Below are 14,741 nucleotides of genomic sequence, written 5' to 3'. Positions count from 1 at the left end.
CACGGCCTCGACGACGTGGCGTCGACAACCGGCGGTCATCAGTGGGGAGTGAACCCCGTCAGGGTGCGGTCGTTCCCGCCATCGTCATATCGCGGGTCATGTCGCACGCGCCGCTGTGATCACGACACCCAGCGCGACATGTCGCGCGACGCGACCGATCCGACGGTGGGGCGTCTTCGCCGTGAGGGTGAGCTCCACGTGGCGACCGGCTCCGGTGCTCCGGCGCGTTCGCGCCCGGGCCTCGGCGGCGGCCCCGCCGAGGGGCTCGATAGCCTGCAGCGTGCCGAACCGCCTGGCCACCGCGACCAGTCCCTACCTGCTGCAACACCGCGACAACCCCGTCGACTGGTGGGAGTGGGAGCCGGCGGCGTTCGCGTCCGCGGCCGAGCGCGACGTCCCGGTGTTCCTCTCGGTGGGCTACTCCGCGTGCCACTGGTGCCACGTCATGGCCCACGAGTCGTTCGAGGACGCCGAGGTCTCGCGGGTCCTCAACGAGGGGTACGTCGCGGTGAAGGTCGACCGCGAGGAGCGCCCCGACGTCGACGCCGTCTACATGGCCGCGACCCAGGCGCTGACCGGTCAGGGCGGCTGGCCGATGACCGTGCTGATGACCCCGGAGCGCGAGCCGTTCTTCTGTGGGACCTACTTCCCGAAGGTGCAGCTGCTGCAGGTGCTCGACGCGGTCTCCGACGCCTGGACGACCCGCCGTGACGAGGTCCTGGCCAGCAGCACCCACATCGTGGGGGCGCTCCGCGAGGCCACGACTCCACCGCCACATGCGCTGACCACCGGACATCTCGACGCGGCGGCCGCGGCCCTACGTCCCCAGTTCGACGCGGCCAGAGGCGGATTCGGGCGAGCCCCCAAGTTCCCACCGTCGCTCGCCCTCGAGTTCCTGCTGCGTCATCACGGCCGCACCGGCGACCCCGGCGCCCTCGAGATGGTCGACGCCACCTGCACGGCGATGGCCCGCGGAGGGATCTACGACCAGCTGGCCGGCGGCTTCGCGCGCTACGCCGTCGACATCGCCTGGGTCGTGCCGCACTTCGAGAAGATGCTCTACGACAACGCGCTGCTGACCCGGGTCTACGCCCACTGGTGGCGGGCCACCGGGTCGCCGCTCGCCGAGCGGGTCGCGCGCGAGACCGCGGACTTCCTGGTGCGCGACCTCGGGACGAGTGAGGGCGGGTTCGCGAGTGCCCTCGACGCCGACGCGGCCGGGGTGGAGGGCCTCACGTATGCGTGGAGCCGCCCACTGCTCGATGCGGTCCTCGGCGCCGACGACGGGGAACGCGCCGCCGACCTGCTCCGCGTCACCGACGACGGCACCTTCGAGGACGGTCTCTCCACGCTCCAGCTGCCGGTCGACCCGGCCGACCCGGAGTGGTGGGACGACGTCCGCTCGCGGCTGCTCACCGCTCGCGCCGGTCGGCCCCAGCCGGGACGGGACGACAAGGTGGTGACCGCCTGGAACGGGCTGGCCGTCGCCGCCCTGGCGGACCTGGGCTCGATCCTCGGCGAACCCCGGTACGTCGAGGCCGCGACGCGCGCGGCGACGTTCCTCCTCGACACCCATCTCGTCGACGGCCGGCTCCGACGCTCGTCGCGGGATGGGTTGGTGGGCAAGGCGGTCGGCGTCGCCGACGACTACGGCGACCTGGCTGAAGGCCTCCTCGCGCTGCACCAGGCGACCGCCGACCCTCGCTGGCTGGCCACCGCGGGCGACCTCCTCGACACCGCGCTGCGGCACTTCGCCGCCGACGACGGCGGCTTCCACGACACCGCCGACGACGCCGAACCGCTCTTCACCCGGCCACGTGCCGTCGGCGACAACGTCGAGCCCTCCGGGACGACGTCCCTCGCCGGAGCGCTGCTCACGTACGGCGCCCTGACCGCCTCGCCCCGACACCTCGACGCCGCGTCGTCGGCAGTCGACGCCGTCGGGGCGGTCGCCGCGCAGAACCCGCGGTTCGCCGGTTGGGCCCTCGCCGTCGCCGAGGCCCGGGCGGCCGGCCCCCTCCAGGTCGCGGTGGTCGGATCGGGCTCGGAGCTGGACGCCCTGGTCGCCGAGGCCCGCGCCGCGACCTCCCCGGGACTGGTCCTGGTGGCCGGCGAACCCGACGCGGGCGGCATACCCCTGCTGGCGGACCGTCCGCTCGTGGACGGTCGCTCGGCCGCCTACGTCTGCCGGGGGTTCGTCTGCGACCGCCCGACCACCGACCCCGCCGAGCTGCGTCGGCAGCTTCAGGCCGCGAACATCTGAGCGCCGGGAGCGTTGCGCGCGAACGCTTCTCGCGCTGCGTCGCCACCGACGAACAGTGCCGTGGCCCAGACGTCCGCCCACAGCAGGGTGTCCGCCACGACGGTCATCGAGCCGACGCGGTCGACCGCCTGCCGCGTCACCGGGTCGTAGAGATGTGCGCCTCGGGCGGCGGTGCCGGACGTCGCGACGGCGCCCGTCGACAACGGGACCACGGCGACCATCCGGGTGCGGTCGCGGGGGTCCTCGACCCCGATCCGCCACGGGGCCGCGTCGGCGCCCTCCGGCGGGACGTGGTGATGCCGGCCGACGAGGACGTCACCGCCGGCGTTGACCGACCACGACGTCGACGTCAGGCCGGTCAGCTCGCGAGCGGCGCGGTCGACGGCCCAGCCCTTGACCAGGCCGGTTGGGTCGTAGCGGAGCTCGCCGGCATCGTCCGGCAGCCAGGCGGTGAACGCCCCACCGGTCCGCTCCGATGCGACCCCACAGAGCCCCTCGACCTCCGTGAACAACGGCTCGTCCGACCCGGCGGCCAGGTCCCCTCGCCGGCGCCGGCTCAGGGGCGACTCAGGGCGGTACGTCGAGAAGAGGCCGTCGAGCCGGACCAGCTCGGCGTATGCGGCAGCGACGGCCCGCTCCGCCTCGCGACTCCGCACGTCAGGGCCGCGCAGGTGGATGCTCACCGGCATCCCCATCACCTGCTCGACCCAGGCGCGGCGGCTCATGCGCCGGCCCGGTCGATCGCCGGCTGCAGCGACTGGGTGTAGCCCTGCCAGGTGAGCGTGGCCCCCGACACCAGCTCGACCTGGGCGCTCTGCGCCTCGACCGCCTCGGCGTTGAGAATGGGCAGGGCCCGCTCGTTGACGAGCACGTCGTGGCGGTCCCGGTTCGGCACCCGAAGAGCCTCCGCCAACGCGATCCGCCCTCCCGCCACGGTGATCCGGACCTGGACCGCCCCCAACCGCGTCACGACCGGGTCGCCGTCGAAGGTGCCCGACTCCGGCAGGTCCGGCGCGTCGTCGGTCGCATCGCGACCCGCCACGGCGACCCGGCTCGGAGCGAACCGGCTCGACGTCCACGTGTGGTAGCTGAACAGCAGCACCAGGACCGTCACGGTCCCGAGCATCCACACCGCGGTCCGCCTCACCAGACGAACCTCTCGACGTGGATCCGGTCCGTCTCGCGGCCGGCTCCGACCGCGGCGGCGCGCGTGTGATCCATCCACTCCTCGTGGCCGCAGAGGTAGACGTCGCGCACGGCCACGTCCGGGACCAGGTGCACGAACGCCTCGACGTCGTCGAGGAGCTCCGCCGACAGCGGCAGCCAGCTACCGCGGCTGCGGATGCGCGGCCCCGGGACGGTCACGACCCGCGCGCCGCGCTCGGCGGCCAGCGCGGCCAGCTCGTCCCGGAACATGACGTCGGCCGCCGAGTGGACCCGGTCGACGAGGACCACGTCGCCGGGTCGGTGGGCAGCCCCTCGAGGAGCGCCCGCATTCGGGTGACCCCGATGCCCGACGCCATCAGCAGCACCTTGTCGCCGGTCCGGACGCCGGCGTGCAGCCGTCCGCACGGGCCTTCGACGAGGACCCGCGCGCCGCGGTGGAGGTGGTCCAGCGCGGTCGAGTCGGGACCGACGTGGACCGCCGTGATCCGCGGCCGCGACCGCTCCGGTGCGGCCGACAGCGAGAACGGATGGGCGCGAGTCCAGACCGGCCGGCCGAGGAACCGCCACAGGAGGTACTGCCCGGCGCGCGCGCCGAGCCGGTCGATGTCGCGCCCCGACACGACGACCGACGTCACGCCCAGCGCCTCGCGGCGGACCTCGTCGACCACGAGCCGGTGGCGAGAGGACCGGACCAGCGGGAGGGCGAGGCGGAACCCCACGACACAGCCGAGCGCGACCGCATACAGGGTCCACCAGAACACCGTGACGGCGAGGTTCCCGACGAAGTCCTGCCCGGTCCAGAGCTGGGGCGGGAGGGCGAGTCCGCCCCCGAGGTACGAGTACAGGTGCAGCAGGTGCCAGGTCGCGTACCGAAGTCACGCGCGGGCCCCCCGGACCGACGTGACGACGACCATGGTCAGCGCGACGGCGCCGGCCATGGCGAGGAGCATCCCCGGGTAGCTGACAACGAAGTCGACGAGGGTGCCCCAGATCCCGAGGCGGGTCGAGGCGGCATACCCGAGCGTCGAGAGGAGGATGTGCGCCAACAGGAGGTTGAACGACGTGAACCCCGCCAGGCGATGCGTCCGCACGATGGCGTAATGCCCGAACCCGCTCTCCAGGAACGGGACTCGCGCCATGATGACGACCTGGATGAGGAGCAGCACGGACGACAGCAACGCGGTCAGCCGGCCGAACGAGTGGAGCGCGCCGCTGACCGAGCCCAGCTCCTGCGGCCCCTGACCCGTGACCCAGAGGCCGACGACGAACACGACGGCGAGGCAGCCCATCGCGGCCGCCAGCTGACGCCACCAGTCCGGGTCGTTGGCCGGGCGCCCCCCCGTGGCCCGTGCGGCGCCGTCGACCACTCGCGACGCGAGCTGCGGTGCCGACGGTTCCACGGTCACCACGGGGTCGCACGTCAGCACATCCTGGTGCGCCTCTCTGTACGTCCTCTGTGGCCGGGCCATGTCAGGGCCACACGCCGAGCAGCTGGAGGGAGATCCGCACGATGAACGCCGACACGACGACGATGAAGACCACTCGCACGAACCCGCTGCCGAACCGGACCGCGGTCCGGGCACCGAGGTAGCCGCCGAGGAGGTTGCCCACGGCCATGACGAGACCGACCTTGACCATGATGTAGCCGCCGGGTGCGAAGACGACCAGGGCACCGAGGTTGGTCGCGACGTTGGCGATCTTGGCCTTGGCGCTGGCCTCGAGGAACGCGTACCCCATCAGCCCGACGAGGGCGAAGACGAGGAACGACCCGGTTCCCGGTCCGAGGGCGCCGTCGTAGACCCCGATGACGAAGCCGATGAGCATCGCCGCTACCTGGTGCTTGCGTCCGCTCCACCGCAGGGCCGTCTCCCGGCCCAGGTCCGGCTTGAGGAGCGTGTAGGCGCCGACGACGACGAGACAGACGAGGACGATGGGGTTGAACGCGGCCTTGGGGATGTGCAGTCCGATCAGCGCCCCGAGGACCGACCCGAGGAAGGCGACGCCCGCCATGGGCAGTGCGGTGCGCAGGTCCGGATGAACGCGCCGGTAGTACGTGATAGCGCTCGTCGTGGTCCCAAAGATCGAGCTGAACTTGTTGGTCGCCAGGATCTGCGCCGGCGACGCCGTCGGGAACCCGAGGAGCAGTGCGGGCAGCTGGACGAGCCCACCGCCGCCCACGACCGCGTCGACCCAGCCGGCGACGAGGGCGGCCGCGGCGATGAAGGCGACGGTGAGCAGTGTCGGGTCCACCGTGGCGTCGGGCATCTCCGGTCAGCGACGCCCGTCCCACCGCAACACGATGTCGAGGACGTCGAGCAGCTCGTGGGCCACGGCGTCGGGGGTCGCGTCGTGACGCACCTGCTGGCTCTCCGGGATGTCGCTGTGCGGCACCAGGATCGCCCGCATCCCTGCCGACTGCGGACCGTGCACGTCCTCGTACCCGCGGTCGCCGACGTAGACGCACCGCGCCGGCTCGACGCCGATCCGCCGCGAGGCGTCACGGAAGATCTCCGGGTTCGGCTTCACCCAGGGCGTCTCGCTGGAGTAGACGTCGGCGTCGACGAGATCGAGGACGCCGTCCCGCTCGAACAGGCCGCGGTGGTACTCCCGGGACCAGATCGTGTTCGACAGGACCCCGACCCGGATCCCGTTGTCGTGCAGCCCTTCCCAGAGAGGCCGGATCTGAGGGTCGGTCCACGTGTGGGGTTCCCAGAACGCCTGGTACGCGGCGAGGCCCGCCACGGCGCGCGGGTCGTCGGCGACGATCCCGGCCTCGGCGAGGATGTCCTCGAGGCGGGCCGAGGCGCCCTCGTCGCGCCCGCGGGACCAGCCCGAACTCTCGGCCTCCCAGATGCGGGCGGCCAGCTCGTCGGCGAGACCCGCCTCGGCCTCCGGGTGGAACTCGCGGGCGAAGACGCGCCACTGCTCGTCGATGTCGACGGTGTGCCACGGCGTGATCGTGCCGCCCCAGTCGAAGATGACCGCGCCGACGTTACCGGCGTTCCCCCCTGTGTCCCTGCCGCCCCGAACGTCCCCGGTCATGTCGCGGGATGGCGGGTGCCGCGGACCTCCGCGACCACCTCAGCCACCGCCGAGCCGACCGGGACGACGCGGCGCTCCCCCGAGCGCCGGTCCTTGACCTCGATGGTGCCGTCGACCAGACCCCGGCCGACGACGACGATCGTGGGCACCCCGATGAGCTCGGAGTCCTTGAACTTCACGCCCGGGCTGACCTGCTTGCGGTCGTCGTAGATGACCTCAAGGCCCGCCGCCTCGAGCTCGCCGACGATCTCCTGCGCCTTGAGGTAGACCTCGTCGTCCTTGCCGGTCGCCACGACGTGCACGTCGGCCGGGGTGATCTCCCGGGGCCAGCAGAGCCCGTGCTCGTCGTAGTTGCCCTCGGCGATGGCCGCGACGGCCCGCGAGACGCCCACCCCGTAGGAGCCCATGGTGACGGTCACGAGCTTGCCGGTCTCGTCGAGGACCTTCAGCCCCAGCGCCTCGGCGTACTTCCTACCGAGCTGGAAGATGTGGCCCATCTCGATGCCGCGGGCGGCCTCCAGCTGGTGCCCGCAGCTGGGGCACTCGTCGCCGGCGCGCACCTCGGCGGCCTCGATGGTGCCGTCGGCGGTGAAGTCGCGCCCCGCGACGAGGTCGACGACGTGGTGACCGGGCTCGTTCGCGCCGGTCACCCAGCGGGTGCCGTCGACGACGCGCGGGTCGACGAGGTAGCGCACCCCGGCCGGCTTGTCGGCGCCGAGGGCCGCCGGTCCGATGTACCCCTTGACCAGCTCGGGGTGGTGCTCGAAGTCCTCGAAGACCGTGGCGACGGACGGCTCGAGCTGGGCGCCAAGACGCTTCTCGTCGACGTCGCGGTCACCGGGAAGGCCGACCGCGAGGATCTCCTGCGTGCCGTCGGGCGCGGTCACCGTGAGGATGACGTTCTTGAGGGTGTCGCCGGCCGCCCAGGGGCGGTCGTCACGAGGGAAGCGCTCGTTGAGGTGGTCGACGAGCGTGGCGATGGTCGGCGTCTCGGGCGTGTCCTCGACGTGCGCCGCGGGGGCGTCCGTCCAGTCCACGGACGGGGGAACGGGTACGCGTACGGCTTCGACGTTCGCCGCATACCCGCAGTTCGGGCAGCGGACGTAGGTGTCCTCGCCGTTCTCCGCCGTGGCGAGGAACTCCTCGCTCTTGCTGCCACCCATGGCTCCGGCCATGGCCTCGACGATGACGTAGTGGAAGCCGAGGCGGTCGAAGATCCTCGTGTAGGCCTCGCGTTGCTGGTCGTAGCTCTTCTGCAGCCCGGCGTCGTCGACGTCGAAGGAGTACGCGTCCTTCATGACGAACTCGCGGCCGCGCAGGATTCCCGCCCGCGGACGAGCCTCGTCGCGGTACTTGTTCTGGATCTGGTAGAGGGTGACCGGCAGGTCCTTGTAGGACGAGTACAGGTCCTTGACCGTGAGGGCGAACAGCTCCTCGTGGGTCGGTCCGAGCAGGTAGTCGGCGCCCTTGCGGTCCTTGAGCCGGAAGATGTTGTCGCCGTACTCCGTCCAGCGGCCGCTCGCCTCGTAGGGCTCGCGCGGCAGCAGGGCGGGGAACAGCAGCTCCTGGGCGCCGATCGCGTCCATCTCCTCGCGGACGATGTGCTCGACCCGGCGCAGGATCCTCAGGCCCAGCGGCAACCACGTGTAGATCCCCGGCGCGACCCGGCGGATGTAGCCGGCCCGGACCAGCAGCCGGTGGCTCGGCACCTCGGCGTCGGCAGGGTCCTCACGAAGGGTTCGCAGGAACAGTGTCGACATGCGCATGGCCACGGTGGGGTACTCCGGGATCGGGTGGGCCGGGTGGGGCCTCGAGGAGAAACGGTGCGGTGGGCCGGATATCCGCGCCGGGGTCCGCTTCTCACCCGGCTATTGGTCTGCGCGGAGCCGCTTCCCCTCAGACGTCCCGTCCGGTCGCGCTCAGGGCGACCCTGACCAGTGGCCACTGCAACGGCAGCCGCGCGACCGTGCCCGCGAGGAAGGCCGCCCGCTTGGGGTCGTCCGGGTGGCGTCGCCAGCGCTTCGCCGCGGCCACGGTCATCTGGACGTTCGCTGGGAACACCCCGACGAGGAGCGCGGCGGAGCCCCAGCCCGCCACCGACCGGGTACCCGGGACCAGCAGCCCCGCGGCGCAGACGAGCTCGGCGACGCCTGACACGTACACCAGCTCGCGCCGAGCGGGCAGGGCGTGCGGCACGATCGGCTCGAAGACCTGCGGACGCACGAGATGGGTGGTGCCCGAGGCGACGAACAGCAGGGCGAGCCCGACGATGCGGCGGGTGAGGGGTGCGCTGGGGGAACCGGCCATCGGGCCATCAGACCACCCCGCCGGCCACCTCCATCGGGCGCCCCGACCCGCGGACGATGAGGCGGGTGGGAACGATAACCGTGGTCGGCTCCCCCGCGCCGACGGCGAGCCTCGCGAAGATCTGCTGGACCGCCCGCTCTCCGAGCACCATCGGGTCCTGGTGCACGACCGTGACCGGAGGGTCGACGACGTCGGCCAGCTCGAAGTCGTCGTACCCCACCAACGACAGCACGACGCCGGCCTCGCGCATCGCGTGAAGCACCGTCAGGGTCACCCGGTTGTTGCCGGTGATGACGGCCGTGACCGGGTCCGGCTCGACGGTCCACTGCCTCAGCAGGTCGGCGACCTCCCCAGCGGCGTACGGACCGACACGGGACCGCAGCGGCCCGCGGAGGCCCAGGGACGCCGCCGCGGAGGCGAAGCCGGCCCTGCGCTGACGGGCGGTCCAGATCGACTGGTCGTCGCCGAGGAAGCCGATCCGCTCGTGCCGATGGGCGGCCAGGTGCTCCACGGCGCTGCGCATCCCACCGTCGTTGTCGCTGAGCACCGTGTCGGCACCGAGGTCCGGCTGGGGCCGGTCCACGCAGACGACGGGCACCGAGCGAGCGGCGGCGCGCAGAGCCTCCGACGGCTCGGTCGCGATCGGGACGACCACCAGGCCCGCCACGCGCTGGGCGACGAGCGCGTCGACCAGCTCGGCCTCGTTCTGAGCGGACTGCTGGGAGGACGTGCTGATCAACAGGTGCTGCCGCAGCCGCGCCTCGCGCTCGATGCCGGCCGCGAGCTGAGCGTAGAACGGGTTGGCCAGGTCCTCGACGACGAGTCCGATCCGGTCCGAGCGCCCGGTGCGCAGCATCGTCGCGCCCGCGTGCCGCTGGAAGCCCAGGTCGTCGATGATCGCGCGGACCCGCGCCGTGGTGGCGGGGCTCACCCCGGCCTCGCCGTTCACCACGCGAGACACGGTCTTGATCGACACCTCGGCGCGACGCGCAACATCGGCCATCGTCGGACGGCTCGGTCCGTCCTCGGAGGGCTGGTAGGCCCCCTGGTGCGACAACGTTGGCACAGCACCTCACTATTCAGAGCAGAACGGGCAACGTCAACCACGGATACGTCAATCTCGCCTGCCACGAGGCGGATCGGGCGAAGAGGTACGGTCACGGCTTGCCCGCTGCCGCTTGACGTCGGAGCCGCTCATGAGGTTCAGTAGTCCGCGTTGTCTGACAACGATGTCGGTAGCTTGAGCGCCGCAGCACAACCCCGATCCAGGGCGTAGGGATCGTTACGTCCTTGTGACTGGTCAGAGGCGGCCAACTGCTCACGCAACCGACGCCCTGTAGGTCAGAATCATCGAGCGCCCTGGGCCCCTGCCCGCCTGCCGGACCGCCGAGATTCGCAGGCCGCCAGGTCCCCCAGTCCACCGCAGTCTCGCTCGGTCACGAGGAAGTGATGACGGTCAGATGAGCACCGACCCCAGTCTCCAGGACAGCGTCTCCTCGCCCGGCTCGGATGAGGGTGACGTCCCTGCCGGTCAGGTCATCCTCGAGATGCGCGACATCAGCAAGGAGTTCCCGGGCGTCAAGGCGCTCTCGAACGTCTCGATGACGGTTCAGCGCGGCGAGATCCACGCGATCTGCGGGGAGAACGGCGCCGGCAAGTCCACGTTGATGAAGGTCCTGTCGGGCGTGTGGCCGGCCGGCAGCTATGACGGCGAGATCCACTTCAACGGCCGGCTGGTGGAGTTCAACAACATCCGCGACAGCGAGCACGCCGGCATCGTCATCATCCACCAGGAGCTCGCGCTCATCCCGGAGCTGTCGATCGGCGAGAACATCTTCCTCGGCAACGAGGTCACCAACGGCGGGGTGATCAACTGGATGACGACGCGCAAGCTCGCGAGCGAGCTGCTCGCCCGGGTCGGGCTCAACGAGAACCCCGACACCAAGATCAAGGACATCGGCGTCGGGAAGCAGCAGCTGGTCGAGATCGCCAAGGCGCTCTCGAAGGAGGTCAAGCTCCTCATCCTCGACGAGCCGACCTCGGCCCTCAACGAGGGCGACTCCCAGCACCTGCTCGGCCTGATGTCGGGTCTGCGGGACAACGGCGTCACCTGCATCATGATCAGCCACAAGCTCAACGAGATCGAGCAGATCTCCGACTCCATCACGATCATCCGCGACGGCAAGTCCATCGAGACCCTCCGGGTCAAGGAGGACGGCGTCGACGAGAACCGGATCATCCGCGGCATGGTCGGTCGTGACATCGAGTCCCGCTTCCCGGACCACGTCCCGGAGATCGGGGAGAAGCTGTTCGAGGTCAAGGACTGGACCGTCCGCCACCCGAACGTCGCGGACCGGCTGGTGTGCAAGAGCGAGAGCTTCTACGTCCGCCGGGGGGAGATCGTCGGCTTCGCCGGTCTCATGGGCGCGGGCCGCACCGAGCTGATGCGCAGCATCTTCGGTCAGTCCTACGGCATCTTCGTCAGCGGCACGCTGCTCAAGGATGGCCAGGAGCTCCACCTCAAGTCGGTTCCCGCGGCGATCGACGCCGGCCTGGCCTACGTCACCGAGGACCGCAAGACCCTCGGGCTCAACCTCCTCGACGACATCAAGCGGACCACCGTGTCGGCCAAGCTGAAGCGGATCACGCACGGCCTCGTCGTCGACGAGCGTGAGGAGTACAAGTACGCCGAGGAGTACCGCAAGTCGATGCGCACCAAGGCGCCGAACGTGGACGAGGGCGTGTCCAAGCTCTCCGGCGGCAACCAGCAGAAGGTGGTGCTGGCCAAGTGGCTGTTCACCGAGCCGGACCTGCTGATCCTCGACGAGCCGACCCGCGGCATCGACGTCGGCGCCAAGTTCGAGATCTACGGCATCGTCCAGCGGATGGCCGCCGAGGGTAAGGGCGTCATCCTCGTCTCGTCCGAGCTGCCCGAGCTGCTCGGCCTCTCCGACCGGATCTACACGATCTGCGAAGGAGCGATCACCGGCGTCCTCGACAAGGGACACGCCGACCAGGAGTCCTTGATGCGCCTCATGACCAAGACCTCGTCGAGGTCAGACGTCCCGACCCAGGCCAGCGCCTGATCTCACCGTAGTTCTCAGAGGAAGCCGGAAAACGCGATGAACAAGGTCAAGCAGATCTTCGGGGGCGACGCCCGCCAGCTCGGGATGATCTTCGCCCTCGCGGCGCTGATCATCCTCTTCCAGATCCTCACGGGCGGTCTGACCCTGCAGCCCGACAACGTCAACAACATCATCCAGGGCAATGCCTACATCCTGGTTCTCGCCATCGGCATGGTCCTCGTGATCATCGCCGGCCACATCGACCTGTCCGTGGGTTCGGTCGCGGCGTTCGTCGGCATCGTCGTCGCCATCTCCATGCGCGACTGGGGCGTGCCCTGGTGGGGCGGCATCCTCCTCGGACTGGCCCTCGGCGCCCTTGTGGGCGTCTGGCAAGGCTTCTGGGTGGCCTACGTCGGCATCCCCGCCTTCATCGTCACGCTCTCCGGCTTCCTCTTCTTCCGGGGCGCGAACCAGTTCGTCGGCAAGTCCAACACCGTCCCGGTGCCGCCCGAGTTCCAGGTGATCGGAGCCGGCACGCTTCCCGAGGTCGGCCCCAGCACGGGCTACAACAACCTGACGGTGCTGCTCGGCATCCTCGCCTGCGCGGGCATCATCTGGGGCACCCTGCGGGGCCGCCGCCAGCTGGTGAAGATCGGCGCCACGGTCGAGGACTCCTGGATCACCTACACACGAATGGCCCTCATCTGCATCGTCGTCTTCGGAGCGATGCTGCTCATCGCCTCGGGTCGCAAGGGCTTCCCGGTTCCCGGGCTCATCCTCATCGCGCTGGTCCTGATCTACGGGTTCGTTGCCAGCAAGACCATCATCGGGCGGCACATCTACGCGGTTGGCGGCAACCGCCACGCCGCCGAGCTGTCCGGTGTTCGCAGTAAGCGGGTCAACTTTCTGGTCATGGCCAACATGTCGTTCCTCGCCGCCCTCGCCGGAATGATGTTCGTGGCGCGCTCCACCGCCTCCGGACCGTTCGACGGCGTCGGCTGGGAGCTCGACGCGATCGCCGCGGTGTTCATCGGTGGCGCAGCCGTCAGCGGCGGGGTCGGCACCGTCATCGGGTCGATCATCGGCGGTCTCGTGATGGCCGTTCTCAACAACGGCCTACAGCTCCTCGGAGCCGGCGCCGACGCTACTCAGATGATCAAGGGCCTCGTGCTGCTCGTGGCCGTGGCCTTCGACATCTACAACAAGTCGCAGGGCAAGCCGTCCATCAGCGGCTTGTTCATGCGCAACCGTCGATCCAAAGGATCCGGCGGTGACGCGGTGGAGGCGCCAACGGCAGCCTCGGAGATCGAGAAGCTCGACGAGACCCTCGGCCAGCGAAGCTGACCGCGACCTTCTCACCGCACCCACATACCCGCGTCCCGCCGGGGCGCGAGCAGAAAGGAAACATGCATATGCGTCTCATCGCCAAGGTGGTGGGAGTCACTGCGGTGGCTGCCCTCGCACTTACCGGTTGCGGTCGCGCTGCCGACTCCGGATCGGGCGGAGGGTCGGGCTCGACCGGCGGCTCCAGCGCCGGCTTCCCGGCCAACGCCACCATCGGCGTCGCGCTGCCTCAGAAGACGTCGGAGAACTGGGTCCTCGCTGAGGGCCTCTTCAACGACGGCCTGAAGCAGGCCGGCTTCACCCCTGACGTCCAGTTCGCCAACGGTGGCGTGTCTGAGCAGCAGAACCAGATCCAGGCCATGATCACCAAGCAGGCCAAGGTCATCGTCATCGGTGCCATCGACGGCGCGCAGCTGGGCACCCAGGCCAAGGCGGCCAAGGACTCCGGCGCGACCGTCATCGCCTACGACCGACTCCTCAAGAACACCCCCGACGTCGACTACTACATCGCGTACGACAACCGCAAGGTCGGCCAGCTCCAGGGTCAGGCTCTGCTCGACGGGATGAAGGCCAAGAAGCCGAACGGTCCCTACAACATCGAGCTGTTCGCCGGCTCTCCGGACGACGCCAACGCCCAGGTCTTCTTCGACGGAGCCATGGACGTGCTGAAGCCGAAGCTCGACGACGGCACCCTGAAGGTCACCTCGGGCCAGACCAGCTTCAACCAGGTCGTCACGCAGGGCTGGAAGGCCGAGAACGCACAGAAGCGGATGGACACGCTCCTGTCGGCCAACTACGCCAGCGCCACGCTCGACGGCGTGCTCTCCCCGAACGACACCCTCGCTCGGGCCATCATCACCTCGGTCAAGGCGGGCGGTAAGCCCATCCCGATCGTCACTGGTCAGGACTCCGAGGTCGAGTCGGTCAAGTCGATCATGGCCGGCGAGCAGTACTCCACCATCAACAAGGACACCCGCGCGCTGGTGGCCGACACGATCAAGATGGTGCAGGCGCTCCAGAAGGGCCAGGCCCCGCCGCCCGGGATCAACGACACCAAGCAGTACAACAACGGTGTCAAGGTCGTCCCGGCCCAGCTCCTCACCCCGGTGATCGTCACCAAGGCGAACGCCAAGGAGGCCTACGCCAACGACCCGACGCTCCTCGCGATCGTCAACGCGGCTGGCTGAGGACCGGCACCGCCGGTCGTCGACCTGACGCCACGCCGAAGGGCCCGTTTCCCCTGGGGGACGGGCCCTTTCGCATACCGGGGGTATGCGTGTGGCTAGAGCAGGACCGTGGTGAAGGCGCCGACCTCCCGGTACCCGATAGCTCGGTAGGTCGCGCGCGCCGGCGCGTTGAAGTCGTTGACGTAGAGGGTCGCCAGTGGCGCGACGTGCTCGAGGATGAGGTCCGTCGCCGCAGCCATCAGGTCCTCGGAGAGCCCGTGCCCACGCAGCCGGGGCGCCAGCCACACCCCCTGGATCTGCGCGGCGTCCACGGCCGCCGAGCCGACGTCGGCCTTGAACAGAACCTCGTCGCCCTCCACCCAGACG

At 70.2% G+C, this 14,741-nt stretch carries 15 protein-coding genes; 4 read left to right on the top strand and 11 right to left on the bottom strand.

All coding sequences use genetic code 11. The features are described from left to right. Positions 1-280: 280 nt before the first annotated feature. Entirely contained in the window at positions 281-2,263 is a 1,983-nt protein-coding gene (locus tag VIG79_RS12695; protein ID WP_331886133.1) for a thioredoxin domain-containing protein, read from the top strand. Here the strand turns inward: VIG79_RS12695 and VIG79_RS12690 are convergent. From VIG79_RS12690 to VIG79_RS12645, 10 genes are all read right to left on the bottom strand, one after another. Then, positions 2,245-2,988, bottom strand: coding sequence for an FAD:protein FMN transferase (locus tag VIG79_RS12690; RefSeq protein ID WP_331886131.1), 744 nt, complete (start codon positions 2,986-2,988; stop codon positions 2,245-2,247). The two genes, VIG79_RS12695 and VIG79_RS12690, sit on opposite strands and share 19 nt — an antisense overlap. Then, on the bottom strand, positions 2,985-3,410 hold the full coding sequence (locus VIG79_RS12685; RefSeq protein WP_331886129.1) for an FMN-binding protein: 426 nt from the start codon (positions 3,408-3,410) through the stop codon (positions 2,985-2,987). The genes VIG79_RS12690 and VIG79_RS12685 overlap by 4 nt, the downstream gene beginning before the upstream one ends. Further along, the gene (locus VIG79_RS12680; protein WP_331886127.1) at positions 3,407-3,679 is read right to left on the bottom strand and encodes a hypothetical protein; all 273 of its coding nucleotides are present in this window, start codon (positions 3,677-3,679) and stop codon (positions 3,407-3,409) included. Before VIG79_RS12680 ends, VIG79_RS12685 begins: the two co-directional genes overlap by 4 nt. Beyond that, positions 3,625-4,191: a hypothetical protein gene (locus VIG79_RS12675; RefSeq protein ID WP_331886125.1), complete on the bottom strand. Its 567-nt coding sequence runs from the start codon at positions 4,189-4,191 to the stop codon at positions 3,625-3,627. The genes VIG79_RS12680 and VIG79_RS12675 overlap by 55 nt, the downstream gene beginning before the upstream one ends. 114 nt (positions 4,192-4,305) lie before the next feature. Beyond that, complete coding sequence (locus VIG79_RS12670; protein ID WP_331886123.1) at positions 4,306-4,839, bottom strand: ferric reductase-like transmembrane domain-containing protein; 534 nt, start codon at positions 4,837-4,839, stop codon at positions 4,306-4,308. A gap of 61 nt (positions 4,840-4,900) precedes the next feature. Beyond that, positions 4,901-5,695 carry a sulfite exporter TauE/SafE family protein gene (locus VIG79_RS12665; protein WP_331886121.1) on the bottom strand — a complete coding sequence of 265 codons (795 nt, stop codon included), beginning with the start codon at positions 5,693-5,695 and terminating at the stop codon, positions 4,901-4,903. Between the two features lie 6 nt (positions 5,696-5,701). Then, positions 5,702-6,472 (bottom strand): HAD family hydrolase, encoded by a 771-nt coding sequence (locus tag VIG79_RS12660; RefSeq protein ID WP_331886119.1) that lies wholly within the window; start codon positions 6,470-6,472, stop codon positions 5,702-5,704. Further along, complete coding sequence (locus tag VIG79_RS12655; protein ID WP_414672630.1) at positions 6,469-8,238, bottom strand: proline--tRNA ligase; 1,770 nt, start codon at positions 8,236-8,238, stop codon at positions 6,469-6,471. The genes VIG79_RS12660 and VIG79_RS12655 overlap by 4 nt, the downstream gene beginning before the upstream one ends. A gap of 130 nt (positions 8,239-8,368) precedes the next feature. Then, a complete protein-coding gene (locus VIG79_RS12650; RefSeq protein ID WP_331886115.1) occupies positions 8,369-8,779 on the bottom strand; it encodes a DoxX family protein in 411 nt (136 codons plus the stop codon). Positions 8,780-8,786: 7 nt separating this feature from the next. Then, positions 8,787-9,782 (bottom strand): LacI family DNA-binding transcriptional regulator, encoded by a 996-nt coding sequence (locus VIG79_RS12645; RefSeq protein WP_331886113.1) that lies wholly within the window; start codon positions 9,780-9,782, stop codon positions 8,787-8,789. A 544-nt stretch (positions 9,783-10,326) separates the two neighbouring features. Between VIG79_RS12645 and mmsA the strand changes: the two genes are divergently transcribed. From mmsA to VIG79_RS12630, 3 genes are all read left to right on the top strand, one after another. Next, positions 10,327-11,865 (top strand): multiple monosaccharide ABC transporter ATP-binding protein, encoded by a 1,539-nt coding sequence (mmsA, locus tag VIG79_RS12640; RefSeq protein WP_331886227.1) that lies wholly within the window; start codon positions 10,327-10,329, stop codon positions 11,863-11,865. Positions 11,866-11,901: 36 nt separating this feature from the next. After that, complete coding sequence (gene mmsB / locus VIG79_RS12635) at positions 11,902-13,188, top strand: multiple monosaccharide ABC transporter permease (RefSeq protein WP_331886111.1); 1,287 nt, start codon at positions 11,902-11,904, stop codon at positions 13,186-13,188. A gap of 68 nt (positions 13,189-13,256) precedes the next feature. Next, positions 13,257-14,375 carry a sugar-binding protein gene (locus tag VIG79_RS12630; RefSeq protein WP_331886225.1) on the top strand — a complete coding sequence of 373 codons (1,119 nt, stop codon included), beginning with the start codon at positions 13,257-13,259 and terminating at the stop codon, positions 14,373-14,375. A 95-nt stretch (positions 14,376-14,470) separates the two neighbouring features. On the opposite strand, the gene VIG79_RS12625 is transcribed toward VIG79_RS12630, so the two are convergent. After that, positions 14,471-14,741, bottom strand: a 271-nt coding sequence (locus VIG79_RS12625; RefSeq protein ID WP_331886109.1) for a GNAT family N-acetyltransferase, incomplete at its 5' end; no start/stop codon positions are given.

Origin of the sequence: Lapillicoccus sp. (assembly GCF_036559105.1) — a bacterium.
Taxonomy (GTDB): Bacteria; Actinomycetota; Actinomycetes; order Actinomycetales; family Dermatophilaceae; genus Lapillicoccus.
This window is presented reverse-complemented; position numbering and strand designations above follow the sequence as displayed.

Excerpts from the sequence above, each read along its gene's own strand:
- VIG79_RS12690 (WP_331886131.1), bottom strand. The coding sequence starts at position 2,988 with ATGAGCCGCCGCGCCTGGGTCGAGCAGGTGATGGGGATGCCGGTGAGC.
- VIG79_RS12680 (WP_331886127.1), bottom strand. The coding sequence starts at position 3,679 with ATGTTCCGGGACGAGCTGGCCGCGCTGGCCGCCGAGCGCGGCGCGCGG.
- VIG79_RS12665 (WP_331886121.1), bottom strand. The coding sequence starts at position 5,695 with ATGCCCGACGCCACGGTGGACCCGACACTGCTCACCGTCGCCTTCATC.
- VIG79_RS12660 (WP_331886119.1), bottom strand. The coding sequence starts at position 6,472 with ATGACCGGGGACGTTCGGGGCGGCAGGGACACAGGGGGGAACGCCGGT.
- VIG79_RS12655 (WP_414672630.1), bottom strand. The coding sequence starts at position 8,238 with ATGCGCATGTCGACACTGTTCCTGCGAACCCTTCGTGAGGACCCTGCC.
- VIG79_RS12650 (WP_331886115.1), bottom strand. The coding sequence starts at position 8,779 with ATGGCCGGTTCCCCCAGCGCACCCCTCACCCGCCGCATCGTCGGGCTC.
- VIG79_RS12645 (WP_331886113.1), bottom strand. The coding sequence starts at position 9,782 with ATGGCCGATGTTGCGCGTCGCGCCGAGGTGTCGATCAAGACCGTGTCT.
- mmsA (WP_331886227.1), top strand. The coding sequence starts at position 10,327 with ATGCGCGACATCAGCAAGGAGTTCCCGGGCGTCAAGGCGCTCTCGAAC.
- mmsB (WP_331886111.1), top strand. The coding sequence starts at position 11,902 with ATGAACAAGGTCAAGCAGATCTTCGGGGGCGACGCCCGCCAGCTCGGG.
- VIG79_RS12630 (WP_331886225.1), top strand. The coding sequence starts at position 13,257 with ATGCGTCTCATCGCCAAGGTGGTGGGAGTCACTGCGGTGGCTGCCCTC.